This window comes from Thauera aromatica, from assembly GCF_023093595.1.
GTDB lineage: Bacteria > Pseudomonadota > Gammaproteobacteria > Burkholderiales > Rhodocyclaceae > Thauera > Thauera aromatica_A.
This window is the reverse complement of record NZ_JALLIK010000110.1, coordinates 24,575-37,969: the sequence shown is the minus strand read 5'-3', so window position 1 is coordinate 37,969 and position 13,395 is coordinate 24,575. Positions and strand designations below refer to the sequence as shown.

10 protein-coding genes and 1 riboswitch are annotated in these 13,395 nt (G+C 68.5%); of the genes, 3 read left to right on the top strand and 7 right to left on the bottom strand.

What is annotated here, in order from left to right; genetic code table 11:
• Positions 1 to 40: 40 nt before the first annotated feature.
• The 3 genes from MXC99_RS15700 to thiD all read right to left on the bottom strand — a co-directional run bounded on the left by MXC99_RS15700 (position 41) and on the right by thiD (position 6,210).
• On the bottom strand, positions 41 to 3,322 hold the full coding sequence (locus tag MXC99_RS15700) for a DEAD/DEAH box helicase (RefSeq protein WP_247726355.1): 3,282 nt from the start codon (positions 3,320 to 3,322) through the stop codon (positions 41 to 43).
• A gap of 81 nt (positions 3,323 to 3,403) precedes the next feature.
• Positions 3,404 to 5,323, bottom strand: a complete 1,920-nt coding sequence (thiC, locus tag MXC99_RS15695; protein WP_247726354.1) for a phosphomethylpyrimidine synthase ThiC — start codon at positions 5,321 to 5,323, stop codon at positions 3,404 to 3,406.
• The gene (gene thiD / locus MXC99_RS15690) at positions 5,320 to 6,210 is read right to left on the bottom strand and encodes a bifunctional hydroxymethylpyrimidine kinase/phosphomethylpyrimidine kinase (RefSeq protein ID WP_247726353.1); all 891 of its coding nucleotides are present in this window, start codon (positions 6,208 to 6,210) and stop codon (positions 5,320 to 5,322) included. Before thiD ends, thiC begins: the two co-directional genes overlap by 4 nt.
• Positions 6,203 to 6,298, bottom strand: a riboswitch (TPP riboswitch). Its footprint overlaps the gene before it by 8 nt.
• Before the next feature lie 149 nt (positions 6,299 to 6,447).
• On the opposite strand from thiD, the gene MXC99_RS15685 reads away from it, so the two are divergent.
• From MXC99_RS15685 to MXC99_RS15675, 3 genes are read left to right on the top strand one after another with little or no spacing between them, the layout of a single operon-like run.
• Positions 6,448 to 7,101, top strand: coding sequence for a protein-L-isoaspartate O-methyltransferase family protein (locus MXC99_RS15685; RefSeq protein WP_247726352.1), 654 nt, complete (start codon positions 6,448 to 6,450; stop codon positions 7,099 to 7,101).
• 15 nt (positions 7,102 to 7,116) lie between these two features.
• A complete protein-coding gene (locus tag MXC99_RS15680; protein WP_247726351.1) occupies positions 7,117 to 7,440 on the top strand; it encodes a rhodanese-like domain-containing protein in 324 nt (107 codons plus the stop codon).
• A gap of 28 nt (positions 7,441 to 7,468) precedes the next feature.
• Positions 7,469 to 8,794, top strand: coding sequence for a TolC family outer membrane protein (locus MXC99_RS15675; RefSeq protein ID WP_247726350.1), 1,326 nt, complete (start codon positions 7,469 to 7,471; stop codon positions 8,792 to 8,794).
• Positions 8,795 to 8,828: 34 nt separating this feature from the next.
• Here the strand turns inward: MXC99_RS15675 and waaA are convergent, their stop codons facing one another.
• The 4 genes from waaA to MXC99_RS15655 form a co-directional block, all read right to left on the bottom strand.
• Positions 8,829 to 10,130: a lipid IV(A) 3-deoxy-D-manno-octulosonic acid transferase gene (gene waaA, locus MXC99_RS15670; protein WP_247726349.1), complete on the bottom strand. Its 1,302-nt coding sequence runs from the start codon at positions 10,128 to 10,130 to the stop codon at positions 8,829 to 8,831.
• A 62-nt stretch (positions 10,131 to 10,192) separates the two neighbouring features.
• Positions 10,193 to 11,338, bottom strand: a complete 1,146-nt coding sequence (locus MXC99_RS15665) for a glycosyltransferase (protein ID WP_247726348.1) — start codon at positions 11,336 to 11,338, stop codon at positions 10,193 to 10,195.
• A 3-nt stretch (positions 11,339 to 11,341) separates the two neighbouring features.
• Positions 11,342 to 12,502, bottom strand: a complete 1,161-nt coding sequence (locus MXC99_RS15660; RefSeq protein WP_247726347.1) for a glycosyltransferase family 4 protein — start codon at positions 12,500 to 12,502, stop codon at positions 11,342 to 11,344.
• 1 nt (position 12,503) lies between these two features.
• The gene (locus tag MXC99_RS15655; RefSeq protein ID WP_247726346.1) at positions 12,504 to 13,388 is read right to left on the bottom strand and encodes a GDP-mannose 4,6-dehydratase; all 885 of its coding nucleotides are present in this window, start codon (positions 13,386 to 13,388) and stop codon (positions 12,504 to 12,506) included.
• Between the last annotated feature and the right edge of the window lie 7 nt (positions 13,389 to 13,395).

Here is a 13,395-nt window from a genome sequence, read left to right as displayed (position 1 = left end):
GGCCGGGCGTTTGTGTGTCTGCGTGCTTCGCCGGCCGCGATCAGCGCGCGGGGGCGGGCAGCGGCGCGAGCAGGGCGGAGATGTCGGCCTCGCCGAATTTCGCCAGCGCGTTCGCATCTTCGGACAGCACCCCTTCGGCCAGCGCGGCTTTCTTTTCCTGCAGGGCGAGGATCTTCTCCTCGATGCTGCCGGCGCAGATCAGCTTGAACACGAACACCGGCTTGTCCTGGCCGATGCGGTGGGCGCGGTCGGTGGCCTGGTTCTCGGCCGCGGGGTTCCACCACGGGTCGTAGTGGATCACGGTGTCGGCAGCGGTCAGATTCAGCCCCACGCCGCCCGCCTTCAGGCTGATCAGGAACACCGGCACGCGCCCCTTCTGGAAGTCTTCCACCGGGACGCGGCGGTCGCGGGTGTCGCCGGTGAGCGCCACCCAGCCGATCTTCGCCTTGTCCAGCTCGGCCGCGATCAGCCCGAGCATGGTGGTGAACTGCGAGAACAGCAGGATGCGCCGGCCCTCGGCGATCAGCTCGGGGAGCATGTCCATCAGCAGGTCGAGCTTGGCGCGTTCCTTCACCCGCGCGGCGGCGGGCGACTTCAGCAGGCGCGGGTCGCAGCACACCTGGCGCAGCTTGAGGAGCGCGTCGAGGATCACGATCTGGCTGCGGGCGAAGCCTTTGCCGGCGATTTCGGCGCGCACCTTCTCGTCCATCGCTGCGCGCACCGCCTCGTAGAGGTCGCGCTGGCCGCCTCCCAGGTCGACGCTGCGCACGATCACGGTTTTCGGCGGCAGCTCGGTGGCGACGTCTTCCTTGCGTCGGCGCAGGATGAAAGGCTTGAGGCGGGCGGCGAGGAGGTCGCGGCGCACGGTATCGCCGTGTTTTTCGATCGGCGTGCGCCAGGTCGCGGTGAACTGCTTGTGGCTGCCGAGAAAGCCCGGCAGCAGGAAGTCGAACTGCGCCCATAGCTCGCCGAGGTGGTTTTCCAGCGGCGTGCCGGTCAGGCCGAGGCGGTGGCGGGCCTGCAACTGACGGATCACCTGCGCGCCCTTGCTTGCGGCGTTCTTCACCGTCTGCGCCTCGTCCAGGATCAGCAGGCTCCATTCGCGCGCCTGCAAGGCTTCGGCATCGCGCCACAGCAGCGGATAGGTGGTCAGCGCCACATCCACGCCGTCGAGCTCCTCGAAGCGGGCGTGGCGGTCGGCGCCGTGCAGGTTGAGTACCTTGAGCGCGGGCGCGAAGCGTTCGGCTTCGGCCTGCCAGTTGAACACCAGCGAGGTCGGCAGGATCACCAGCGCCGGCTGCCCGAGGCGGCCGGCGTGTTTTTCGGTGAGCAGGTGGGCGAGCGCCTGGGCGGTCTTGCCCAGGCCCATGTCGTCGGCGAGGATGCCGGCGAGGTCGTGGCGCACCAGGTGCTGCAGCCAGGCCAGCCCTTCGAGCTGATAGGGGCGCAGTTCGGCACGAAAGCCCTCCGGGGCGGCAACGGCGGCGATGCCCTCGGCCGCGCGCAGGCGGGCGGCGAGGCCGGCGACGAGCTCGCCGCCGCGGCCGGGCAGATCGAGCTCGGCGAGACGGACGGCATCGAGCCGGGACAGGCGCCAGTCGCCGTCGGGGCGATCGAACAGGTCGACCAGCGCCCGCACCAGCGGTTTCAGCCGACCGGCGCCGATGCGCAGGCGGCCGAGCGCGGGGTCTTCCAGAATCAGGGCTTCGTGGTCGTCGATGTCGTCGAGGCGGCCGGACAGCCAGCGCGGGTCTTCGGCGAACAGGCCGGCGAGCAGCGGGGCGAGCGGCAGGCGGCGGCCGTCGATCTCGATCCCGGGCGACAGGCCCAGCCAACCGTCCTCGCCTTCGTCGACGTCGAGGATCAGGGCGTCGATGTCGATCGCGTGGTGGCGGAAATCGACCGGCAGCTCGATGTCCCAGCCCTCGGCACGCAGGGCGGGGAGGCTGTCGGCCATGAACGCCGGCCAGGCGGCTTCGTTCGCCAGGCCGAGGGCGTCGGCCGGCAGGCTGCCGCAGGTGACCTGCACCGCGCCGGGCGGGATGCGGGTGAAGCCGGCAGCGGCGAGTTTCTGGGTGGCGCCGCGTTCGGCGGCTTCGTCGCGCGCGAGGCGGGCGCTGCGGCCGTCGGGCAGCGGATGGAAGGTGCGCGCGTCGTGGGCGTCGACGGTCAGCGGGCCGTAGCGGAAGGCGAGCGTGGCGAAGTCGAAGACGTAGGTGCCGTAGGGCGGGTAATTGCGGAAGCGGGCGTGATCGACCGGCCGGGTCGCGAGGCGCAGCAGCGGCACCGGGACCCCGCCCAGTTCGACCGGCGGCTCGCCGCGCAAGGTGGGGACGGGCAGCGCGGGAGCGACTTCGGCCAGAGTCTCGGCGACGAGTTCGGCTTCGGACTGGGTCAGCGGAGGCAGCCACAGCAGGCGATGGACCAGCTCGGCGGGCACGTCGAGGGCGACCGGCCCGGCCTGTGCGGCGGCGGCGTCGACGTACCACGGCGGCAGCAGCGGCAATACGAGCTCGGCCGGCGGGTCGACGCAGACCGTGGGCGCGCGCAGGCCGTCTTCGGTGAGGCGCCAGTCCGCCCGCCCGGGACGGGGGCCGCCGGCCTCCAGCGCCGGTGTGTCGAGGGTGGGAAAGTGCAGCCGGCCGCTGTCGAGCAGCCGCGCCATCAGGGCTTCGCTGTTGCGCCCCTCGAGCGGCAGGCTGGCGGGGTGGGTGCGTCCGCGCGGGCGGTGGGCCCACAGCAGGCGCAGGATTTCGAGATCGGTCTCATCGACGAAGGCGGGCGGCGCCTGCAGGGCGCGTTCGATGTTGCTCCAGCTTTCCCGATGGCGGATGTGCCCGCCCTGGTCGAGGCGGACCTTGTGGCAGCTGAGCAGGTAGTCGCTGCCGTAGGCGTGTTGTTCGATCAGGTAGCGCAGCGCGTGCGTGCCGGCACCGGCCTTGCGCTTCGGCCGGGCGCCGGGCGCCAGCGCCGCGGCGGCATGGCGGAAGCCTTCCACCCATGCCATCACCTGCTCGCGCGGACGGTCGGGGCTGCGGCGCTGGTGCAGCCACATCAGCATCATCGCCGCGACGTGCTTGCAGTCGTAGCCCATCGGGCAGGTGCATTCGCTGTGCAGCAGGCGGCGGCCGCTCTGCTCGCGGATTTCGGCGAAAACGTCGTAGGGGGTGCGCTGGCGGCCCTTCACCAGGGCCGACACCGTTTCGCTGTCGCTCGACAGGGTGCTGACCCGGCTGAGATAGCCGAGGCCTTTGGCGACGGTCGGGTAGCCGAGCGCGGCGATCAGGTCATCCTGGGTGAAGCGGTCGAGGGGAGTCGTCATGAGTGCGGGGGACGGTGAACGAGGCACAGGCCGCGGATGCGGCCTGTGCCAGCGGGCGGGCTCGTCGAGCCGGGCGCGGGCTTAGACGTTGCGATACACCTCGGCGCCGCTCTCGACGAACTCCACCGCCTTCACTGCCATGCCCTTTTGCAGCGCCTCGGCTTCGCCGATGCCCTGGGCGGCGGCGAAGTCGCGCACGTCCTGGGTGATCTTCATCGAACAGAAGTGCGGCCCGCACATCGAGCAGAAATGCGCCACCTTGGCCGAGTCCTTGGGCAGGGTCTCGTCGTGGAAGTCCTTCGCCTTGTCCGGGTCGAGGCCGAGGTTGAACTGGTCTTCCCAGCGGAACTCGAAGCGCGCCTTGGACAGCGCGTTGTCGCGGATCTGCGCGCCCGGGTGGCCCTTGGCGAGGTCGGCGGCATGCGCGGCGAGCTTGTAGGTGATGATGCCTTCCTTGACGTCCTGCTTGTTGGGCAGGCCGAGGTGCTCCTTCGGCGTCACGTAGCACAGCATCGCGGTGCCGTACCAGCCGATGGTGGCTGCGCCGATGCCGCTGGTGATGTGGTCGTAGCCGGGGGCGATGTCGGTGGTCAGCGGCCCGAGGGTGTAGAACGGGGCTTCCTTGCAGTGCGCGAGCTGGAGGTCCATGTTCTCCTTGATGAGGTGCAGCGGCACGTGGCCCGGACCTTCGATGATGGTCTGCACGTCGTGCTTCCAGGCGATGTCGGTGAGCTCGCCGAGGGTCTTCAATTCACCCAGCTGCGCCTCGTCGTTGGCATCGTAGATCGAGCCCGGACGCAGGCCGTCGCCCAGGCTGAAGGCGACGTCGTAGGCCTTCATGATCTCGCAGATGTCTTCGAAGTGCGTGTACAGGAAGCTCTCCTGGTGGTGGGCGAGGCACCACTTGGCCATGATCGAGCCGCCGCGCGAGACGATCCCGGTCATGCGGTTGGCGGTCAGCGGCACGTAGCGCAGCAGCACCCCGGCGTGGATGGTGAAGTAGTCCACGCCCTGCTCGGCCTGCTCGATCAGGGTGTCGCGGAAGATCTCCCAGGTCAGTTCCTCGGCCTTGCCGTCGACTTTTTCCAGCGCCTGGTAGATCGGCACGGTGCCGATCGGCACCGGGCTGTTGCGGATGATCCACTCGCGCGTCTCGTGGATGTTCTTGCCGGTGGACAGGTCCATCACCGTGTCGCCGCCCCAGCGGATCGACCAGGTCATCTTGTCGACTTCCTCGGCGATGCTGGAAGTGACCGCGGAGTTGCCGATGTTGGCGTTGATCTTCACCAGGAAGTTGCGGCCGATGATCATCGGCTCGGACTCGGGGTGGTTGATGTTGTTGGGGATGATGGCGCGGCCGCGGGCGATCTCGTCGCGCACGAACTCGGGGGTGATCGTCGCCGGCAGGCTGGCGCCGAAGTTCTGGCCCGGGTGCTGGCGCAGCATCATGTCGGCCATCTTCTGGCCCTTGAGGCCGCCGCTGGCGCGCAGCGAGGCGATGTACTGCTCGCGGTTGAGGTTCTCGCGGATGGCGACGTATTCCATCTCGGGGGTGATGATGCCGCGGCGCGCGTAGTGCATCTGGCTGACGTTGCGGCCTGCGCGCGCGCGGCGCGGGGTGCGGTGCAGGCCGGGGAAGCGCAGCTCGTCCAGGGCCGGGTCGGCGGCGCGGGCGCGGCCGTATTCGGAGGACAGGTCGGGCAGCAGCGCGGTGTCGCCGCGTTCCTCGATCCACTGCTGGCGCAGCGCGGGCAGGCCGGAGCGGATGTCGATCTTGGCTTGCGGGTCGGAATAGGGGCCGGAACAGTCGTAGACGAAGATCGGCGGGTTCTGCTCGGCGCCGAAGGAGGCCGGGGTGTCGGACTGCGAGATCTCGCGCATCGGCACGCGGATGTCGGGGCGGCTGCCTTCGACGTAGATCTTGCGCGAGTTGGGCAGCGGCGCGATCGCGGCGGCGTCCACGTGGGCGGTGGCGGCGATGAATTTGTCGTGGGCGTTCATGGGCTCTCCTTCGGGGGTTCTTGTCTGCGCCATAGCGCATGAAAATGATGGACGGGGCCGTGGCCGTGGCCGACCGTCAGTTCGCCGGCGCGGGCGATCGCGCCCAGCAGCCACTGGCGTGCGTGGCGCACCGCGGCTTCGACCGGGCGCAGGCCGCCGGCGGTCTGCGGCAGCAGCGCGGCGACCGCCGAGCTCAGCGTGCAGCCGGTGCCGTGGGTGTTCCGGGTGTCGATGCGCGGCGCCGGCAGCTCGACCATGCGGTCGCCATCGAACAGCAGGTCGACCAGCTCGCTGCCGGGCAGGTGGCCGCCCTTCAGCAGCACCCAGCGCTCGGAAGACAGCGGCAGCAGTTCGCGCAGGCGCTCGGCGGCGCGGTACATCTCCTTCACCGATTCGGGTGCGCGCTGTTCGAGCAGCACGCCGGCCTCGGGCAGGTTGGGGGTGATCATGAAGGCCCGGGGAAAGAGCGCCTCGCGCATCATCGCGAGCGCGCTTTTCGCCAGCAGGCTGTCGCCGCTCTTGGCCACCATCACCGGGTCGAGGACGACGTTGGCCGCCTGCCAGTGGGCGAGGCGGTCGGCGACGGTGGCGGTGACTTCGGCGCTGCCGAGCATGCCGATCTTGGTCGCGGCCAGCGCCACGTCGGCGAACAAGGTGTCGATCTGCAGGCGCAGGAAGTCGGTCGGCGGCACGTGCACGCCGGCCACGGCGCGGGTGTTCTGCGCGGTGAGGGCGGCGATCACGCCGCAGCCGTAGGCGCCGAGCGCGGAGAAGGTCTTCAGGTCGGCGAACACTCCGGCGCCGCCGCCGGGATCGACGCCGGCGATCGAGACCACGTTCGGAATGCGCCCGGCGGGGGCGGAAGCGGAGGCTGCGGAAGTATTCATCACGACGTTTCCCTACGCCGGTCCGAGCCGGATCAGGTTCCAAGGGTGTTTCTCAGCCCGTGCGGCGCGGGCACCCCCAACGAGACCGCTGAAGATACTTCATGCACCCCGTGCTCGCAAGGCATCGCCGTGAACTCCGCCGATCGCAGTGCAGCATCTGCGCTAGAATGACGCGGTTTTGCCATTCCGGATGACGCTATAAATTAGCGTGTGCTAATATTTCGCCAGGAGCCCCTGATGAACTTCGAGAAAGCGCGCTTCAACATGGTCGAGCAGCAGATCCGCCCCTGGGAGGTGCTGGATCAAAACGTGCTCGACCTCCTGATGACGGTCCGGCGCGAGGAATTCGTCCCCGCCAGCCACCGCGAACTGGCCTTCGCCGAGGTCGAAATCCCGATCGGCTGCGGCCAGGTGATGCTGAAGCCGGTGATCGAAGGCAAGATCATGCAGGCCCTGCGGGTCGAAAAAACCGACTTGGTGCTGGAAATCGGCGCCGGCTCGGGCTACTTCGCCGCGCTGCTGGCGGCGCGTGCCGAGTGGGTGCGCGCGGTCGAAATCGAGTGCGCGCTGGTCAAGCTGGCGAGCGAGAACCTCGCCCGCAACGGCGTCGACAACGTGGTCGTGGTGCACGGCGACGGCGTCGATGGCTGGGCCGAACGCGCCCCCTATGACGTCATCGTGGTGTCGGGCGGCCTGCCCTTCGTGCCCCAGGCCCTGCTCGAACAGCTCAAGGTCGGCGGCCGCCTGTTCGCCTTCGTCGGCGAAGCGCCGGTGATGAAGGCGCGGCTGATCACCTGCGAGGCCGAAGGCCGTTTCCGCACCGAAGACATCTTCGAGACCGTGGTGCCGATGCTCAAGAACGCGCCGCGCCAGGACCCTTTCCGTTTCTGAGACAGCCCCGCCGCCATGCGCCAGATCAGTCCTGCCGAGCTTGCCCAGCGCCTGAGCGACCCCCGGCAGCCCAAGCCCTTGCTGCTGGACGTGCGCGAGCCGTGGGAGTTCGAGATCTGCCGCATCGCGGACTCGGTGCCGATGCCGATGGGCAGCGTGCCGGCGCGGTTCGGGGAGCTCGAGCGCACGCGCGAAACCGTGGTCGTCTGCCATCACGGCGCGCGCAGCGCGCAGGTATGCCTGTTCCTCGCCCACCAGGGCTTCACCGATGTGATCAATCTGGCCGGCGGCGTCGCCGGCTGGGCGGCACAGGTCGATCCGACGATGGCGCGCTACTGAAGGCGGCCCCAAAACCGTGGAGAGTGCGATGAAGCGAATCCTGGCCGTTTCGGTCTGTGCCTCGGCCTGCATCGCAGGCCCGTTTCCGAATGGCGCAGCGGCCGCCGACCTGATCGAGGTCTATCGCGATGCGCTCGCCAACGATGCGAAATTCTCCGCGGCACGCGCCGAATTCGACGCCGGGCGGGAAAAATCGGTGCAGGGGCGCTCCGGCCTGCTGCCGCAGATTGGGCTTGCCGCGGACACGACCTGGAACGACGCCGAAACCCGCTCCGCGACGGCCGCGCCGCTGCCCGCGCGCAGCTACAACAGCAACGGCTACCGGGTGCAGCTGACCCAGCCGCTGCTGCGCTGGCAGAACTGGGTCCAGTTCAAGCAGGGTGAACTGCAGAGCGCGCTGGCCGAGACCCGCTTCGGCACGGCGCGCCAGGAGCTCGTCCTGCGCGTGGCCGAGGCCTACTTCGAGGTCCTCAACGCCCAGGATACGCTCGCCGCGGTCGGCCAGTTGCGCACGGCCGCCGCCGAGCAGCTCGAACTGGCGAAGACCAGCTTCGAAGTCGGCACGGTCACCATCACCGACGTGCATGAGGCGCAGTCGCGCTTCGACCTGGCTTCGGCGCAGGAAATCGCCGCGCAGAACCAGCTCGAAGTTGCCCGCCACAGCTTGGCGCAGATCATCGGCAAGGACCCCGAGGCGCTCGCCGGTTTGCGCGAAGGCGTCCACCTCCAGCGCCCGCAGCCCGACCGCATCGTCGACTGGGTCGCTGCCGCCGAGACCGGCAGCCTCGGCGTGCAGGCCCAGCAGCTCGCGCGCGAGATCGCCGCGCGCGAAGTCGAGCGCGCCCGCGCCGGCCATCTGCCGACGCTGGACCTGCTCGCCACCCACGGCGTGAGCAACCGCCCGCAGGCTTCGATCGAGCGTTCCGAAGCCACCACCGTCGGGCTCCAGCTCAACCTCCCGCTGTATGCCGGCGGGCGCGTGTCTTCGCTCTCCCGCGAAGCCGCCGCGCTGCGCGTCAAGGCCGACGCCGAACTCGAGGACGCCCGCCGCAGCGCCGCGCTCGCGGCCCGCGAATCGTGGCTGGGGCTGACCAGCGGCATGGCGCAGGTGAAGGCGCTCGAGGCCGCGCGCGTCTCCTCCGCCTCGGCGCTCGAAGCCAACAAGCTCGGCTACGAAGTCGGGGTGCGGATCAACATCGACGTCCTCAACGCCCAGACCCAGCTCGCCGACACCTTGCAGCGGCTCTCCCGCGCCCGCTACGACACCCTGCTCGCCCAGCTGCGCCTGAAGGCTGCTGCGGGCACCCTGGGCGAGGACGACGTGGCCGCGATCAACGCCCTGCTCGCCCCCTGAGCGCCGCTCCGGCCCCTGAACCCTGCGCCGGCTCCTATGCCGGTTTTTGCGCCGGCCCCGGCGGCGAAACCCGTCCGCTCGGGTGCAGGCCTTCGAGCAGGGCCACCGTGCGCGCGGTGGCGCCCTGGTGGGTGGTGGCGAAGGCGCGCCCGGCGGCGGCGATCTGCGCCCGCCGCACGGGTTCGGCGAGCAGCGCGACGGCCGCGCGCAGGCCGGCATCGGCATCGGCGGCACGCAGGGCGGCGCCGGCGCGCACCGCATCCTCGGCCACCGCCTTGAAGTTGAAGGTGTGCGGCCCGAGCACCACCGGGGTGCCGACCGCGCAGGCCTCGATCAGGTTCTGGCCGCCGAAAGGCAGCCAGCTGCCGCCGATCAGGGCAGCGTCGGCGACCGCGTAATAGGCGAACATCTCCCCCATCGAATCCCCCAGCAGCACCCGGGTATCGGCGTCGACCGGTGCTTCGGCGCTGCGCCGCTGCAGCTTCAGCCCCCGCGCGGCGACGAGCGCGGCGACTTCATCGAAGCGCTGCGGGTGGCGCGGCACCAGCAGGAGCAAGGCGTCGGTGCCGGCATGGCGGGCGAAGGCCGCCAGCAGCAGGGCCTCTTCGCCTTCGCGGGTGCTCGCCGCCAACAGCACCGGGCGCGCGCCGATGCGGGTGCGGAAGGCCTCGGCCAGCGCCAGCGCGGCGTCCGGCGGCGTGATGTCGAACTTGATGTTGCCGGTCACGGTGACCCGGCGCGCGCCGAGCTGGGTCAGGCGCGCGGCATCGGCCGCGGTCTGCGCCCCGATCGCACTGAGCGCCTTCATCGTCAGCGCGGTGAGCGCGGGCAGGCGCGCATAGCGGCGTGCCGAGCGCTCGGACAGGCGGGCATTGGCGAGCAGCACCGGAATGTCGCGGCGGCGGCAGGCGGCAAGCAGGTTCGGCCACAGCTCGGTTTCCATCACCACCCCGAAGACCGGGCGGAAACGGCGCAGGAAGGCATGCGCGAAGCAGCCCAAGTCGTAGGGCAGGTAGGTGCGCAGCACGCGCGACTCGCCCTTGAACAGCGCCTTCGCGGTGTCGCGCCCGGTCGGCGTCATGTGGGTCAGCACCACGCTGTGGTCCGGCCAGCGCTGCAGCAGTGCGCGCACCAGCGGTTCGGCCGCCCGCGTCTCGCCCACCGACACCGCATGCACCCAGATCACCGCCGCCGGCGCCCGCACCCGGTAGCGCCCGAAACGCTCGCCGAGGTGCTTCAGGTAGGCCGGCTGGCGCCGCGCCCGCCACAGCAGGCGCAGCAGCACGACGGGCAGGGCGACGATCCACAGCAGGGTGTAGGGCAGGCGGGTGAGCATGGACCACGGAGGCGGGGCGAAGCGCGCAGTATACGCGCTAGCCGGCACCCCGGCGGAAACGCTCAGGCACCGCGCTCGGCGACTTCGCGGTACAGCGCTGCATACTTGCAGCCCAACGCTTCACCCGAGAACAGTCGCTCATAACGCGCCCGTGCGGCTATTCCCATCCGGCTCGCCAGCCTCTCGTCCCGCAGCAGTCGATCGATCGCCATCGCTAGCGCATTCGGGTCATCGGGCTCGATCACGAAGCCCGTTTCGCCATCGGCATTGACAAACGAGGTGCCCGTGCCGATCTCGCACGAGATCATTGGCTTGCCGAACATGGCGGCTTCCACCAGCACCATGCCGAAGGCTTCCGAGCGCAGGTGCGAGGGCAGTACCAGAGCCCGGCACTGCCCGAGCAGTGCGACCTTCTCCTCGTCGCTAACCTGGCCCGCGAATACCACGTTGCGTGCTTCGATGTCGGCGGCAAGTCGGCGCAGTGTTTCTCCCTCTGGCCCCGTTCCGGCAATCACGATGCGGGTGCCCAGCAAGCGCGCGGCGCGGATCAGGTTGTGCAGCCCCTTGTAATAGCGCAGCACGCCGATGAACAGGACGAAGGGCACTCCGTGCTGCAGATCGAGGCGCTGCAGGATGCGCCCGTCCCCCTTTTCGGGGTAGGAGTGCTCATTGATGCCCAGCGGAATCACTCGCAGCTTATGGCTGATGGATGGGTCGGACAGGATCGGACTGGTCTGCGCGTAGGCCGGTGCGTTGGCGACGATCGCCTGCATGCCTTTCAGTGTGCGCCGCATCAAGGGGGCATAGGCCGCCCCCAGCCATTTCTGGCGCACGATGTCCGAAATGTAGGTCAGTACCGCAGGCGTGCGCGGGCGCACGCACTGGTGCAGTATGTCCGCAAACGGCCACGGGAACAGGTAATGGATGACGTCGGCCGTCCGGGCCAGCTTTTTGAACTGTGTAAAGGCGTCCATGCCGCCAAGATCGCAGGAGGCGGGCGCCGCCCATGAGCGGCTTCGTACCACCCGCGCCTCCGGGCATTGCAGGGTTGCCGGCGCAGGCGCCGGAGACAGGGTGAAAATCGTGTTCTCGATGCCGAATGCTTGGGTCGCGAGACAGATCTGGCGGATGGCTTCCTGTAGCCCGCCGGGTGGGTCGGGGAAATAGGTGCGATAGACGTGCAGGACACGCAGCGTGGCTGGTGCCATCTTTCAGTCGCTCCGAACAGCGCGATAGGCCGCGCCCGTTTTCCGGGCGCACTGCGCCCAACTGAAACGTGCCGCCTGGGCCAATCCTTTACGCTGCGCCTCGCTGCGCCACCCTTCGTCCTCCAGGCCCTGGCGTAGCAGATCGGTGAGCGTATCGACGTTATGTGGAGCGCACATCAGTGCCGCATCGCCGGCGACTTCGGGTAGGGAAGAACTGTTCGAGCACACGACCGGTACGCCCGATGCCATGGCTTCGAGGACAGGCAGCCCAAACCCTTCGTACACGGAAGGAAAAGCGAAAAGGCGGGCGCCCGCGAACACATGGGGCAGTTCCGCGCCGGAGACATAACCGAGATAGCGGACCCAGCCTTCGCCGGCCGCCTTCTGTATACGCGCATGCAGATCGGCGCTCTGCCAGCCCTGATAGCCACATAGAACCAAAGGAAGGCGGTGCCGTAGTGAGGTGGGTAGGCGTTGGTAGGCATCGAGCAATGCCCCGAGATTCTTGCGCGGTTCGATTGTGCCGGAGTAGAGGCAATAATTCCCTGGACGCAAGCCCAATCGGGGCAGTACCGCATCGAGTTCGGTGGGGAGGCGGGGTCTGAAGCACGCTGCACTGGCCAGCGGGATGGCGCGCACGCGTTCGGGCGGCAGCGAAAAGAATGCGACCAGTTCCTGTCGTGTGAACTCAGAATCCGTCAGCACCATCGATGCCCGACTCACCGACTTGACGATCTCTTGCCGCATCATCCGCGCCCGCCCGCCGGGGTGGCAGTGTGCCCAGGTAAATACCGACAAATCGTGAATCGTCACCACGCTTTTGCCGTCAAACCGCGGCAGATAAAACTGCGGGCCGTGGAAGATCGCCTCGTTGTGCTCTTTTAGGCTATGCGATTGTCGCCGCGACAGCCATACGCGATGCGCCGAAACGATGGCAGGGCTGTTCTGCAAGCGTTGCCGCACGCGAACGGCAAGCGATCGGCCCTGCGCTGGATTCGAGAACGCCTTCTCGGTGGGTAACCGCGGCACGAAACGGTGCCCTGCCATGAACTGCAGATCGAGCCCGGGCACTTCATCCGGCAGCTGACGTGCCAGTTCGTAGGTGTAGCGACCGATCCCCGTCAGTGGGAAGCGCACGGCATCGATCGACAGGATGACCTTCAAGTCATTTCTCCAGCATCCACCGCAGCGTCTCTTCGAGTGGAGGCGTATGCCACTCGCCGACGAGGGCACGCAACTTCGATGCATCGCCGCACAGGGTCTTCACTTCGCTGGCACGGACAAAAGCGGGGTTCACCTGCACCTGAATACTGCGCCCGCTGATATCTTCTGCCATTGCGATCACCTCGCGTAGGGAATGCGTCTGGCCCGAGCACACATTCACTGTCTCACCCGCCGGCCGTGTTTCCAGCAGGCGGCGATAAGCCATAGCTACAGCGCGCACGTCTGAAAAATCGCGCCAGATATCCAGGTTGCCCAGTTCGATCACCTTTGTCTGGCGGCGGAAATGCGCCACGATCTTCGGCAGCAAGAAGGACTCCGCCTGCCCCGCGCCGGTGTAGTTGAACGGCCGCGCAATCACGATCGGCAGCTTGTCCATCCACAGCCGGGCCATGTATTCCATCGCCAGCTTGCTCACTGCATAGTCGTTGGCCGGGTTGGGCGGAGTCGACTCGTTGAGGACGCCTCCGGTCGTGTTGCCGTACACGTTGGCGCTGCTGGCCAGCAGCACGCATTCGGGGGTCTTGTCGCATGCGGCCAGCGCGGCCAGCAGCGTGCGTGTGCCGATCAGATTGACCTGGTAGAAGGCTTCCGGCTCGCCGTGGCCGACAAAGGCAATGGCGGCAAGGTGTACCACTGCATCGGGTTGGATTTCCGCAACCGCCGCTTCGAGCCCCGCCGCGTCTGCGAGGTCCACACACCGATACCGGGTATCACCTGTCTCTGCATGGAAACCGATGCCCCACACCTCCCAGCCGCACCGTTCAAGCTCGGCGGCGAGGTAGCGGCCGGTGAAACCCTTGATCCCGGTGATCAGCGCGCGCTTCATCGTCGCG

Excerpts from the sequence above, each read along its gene's own strand:
- MXC99_RS15700 (WP_247726355.1), bottom strand. The coding sequence starts at position 3,322 with ATGACGACTCCCCTCGACCGCTTCACCCAGGATGACCTGATCGCCGCG.
- thiC (WP_247726354.1), bottom strand. The coding sequence starts at position 5,323 with ATGAACGCCCACGACAAATTCATCGCCGCCACCGCCCACGTGGACGCC.
- thiD (WP_247726353.1), bottom strand. The coding sequence starts at position 6,210 with ATGAATACTTCCGCAGCCTCCGCTTCCGCCCCCGCCGGGCGCATTCCG.
- MXC99_RS15685 (WP_247726352.1), top strand. The coding sequence starts at position 6,448 with ATGAACTTCGAGAAAGCGCGCTTCAACATGGTCGAGCAGCAGATCCGC.
- MXC99_RS15680 (WP_247726351.1), top strand. The coding sequence starts at position 7,117 with ATGCGCCAGATCAGTCCTGCCGAGCTTGCCCAGCGCCTGAGCGACCCC.
- MXC99_RS15675 (WP_247726350.1), top strand. The coding sequence starts at position 7,469 with ATGAAGCGAATCCTGGCCGTTTCGGTCTGTGCCTCGGCCTGCATCGCA.
- waaA (WP_247726349.1), bottom strand. The coding sequence starts at position 10,130 with ATGCTCACCCGCCTGCCCTACACCCTGCTGTGGATCGTCGCCCTGCCC.
- MXC99_RS15665 (WP_247726348.1), bottom strand. The coding sequence starts at position 11,338 with ATGGCACCAGCCACGCTGCGTGTCCTGCACGTCTATCGCACCTATTTC.
- MXC99_RS15655 (WP_247726346.1), bottom strand. The coding sequence starts at position 13,388 with ATGAAGCGCGCGCTGATCACCGGGATCAAGGGTTTCACCGGCCGCTAC.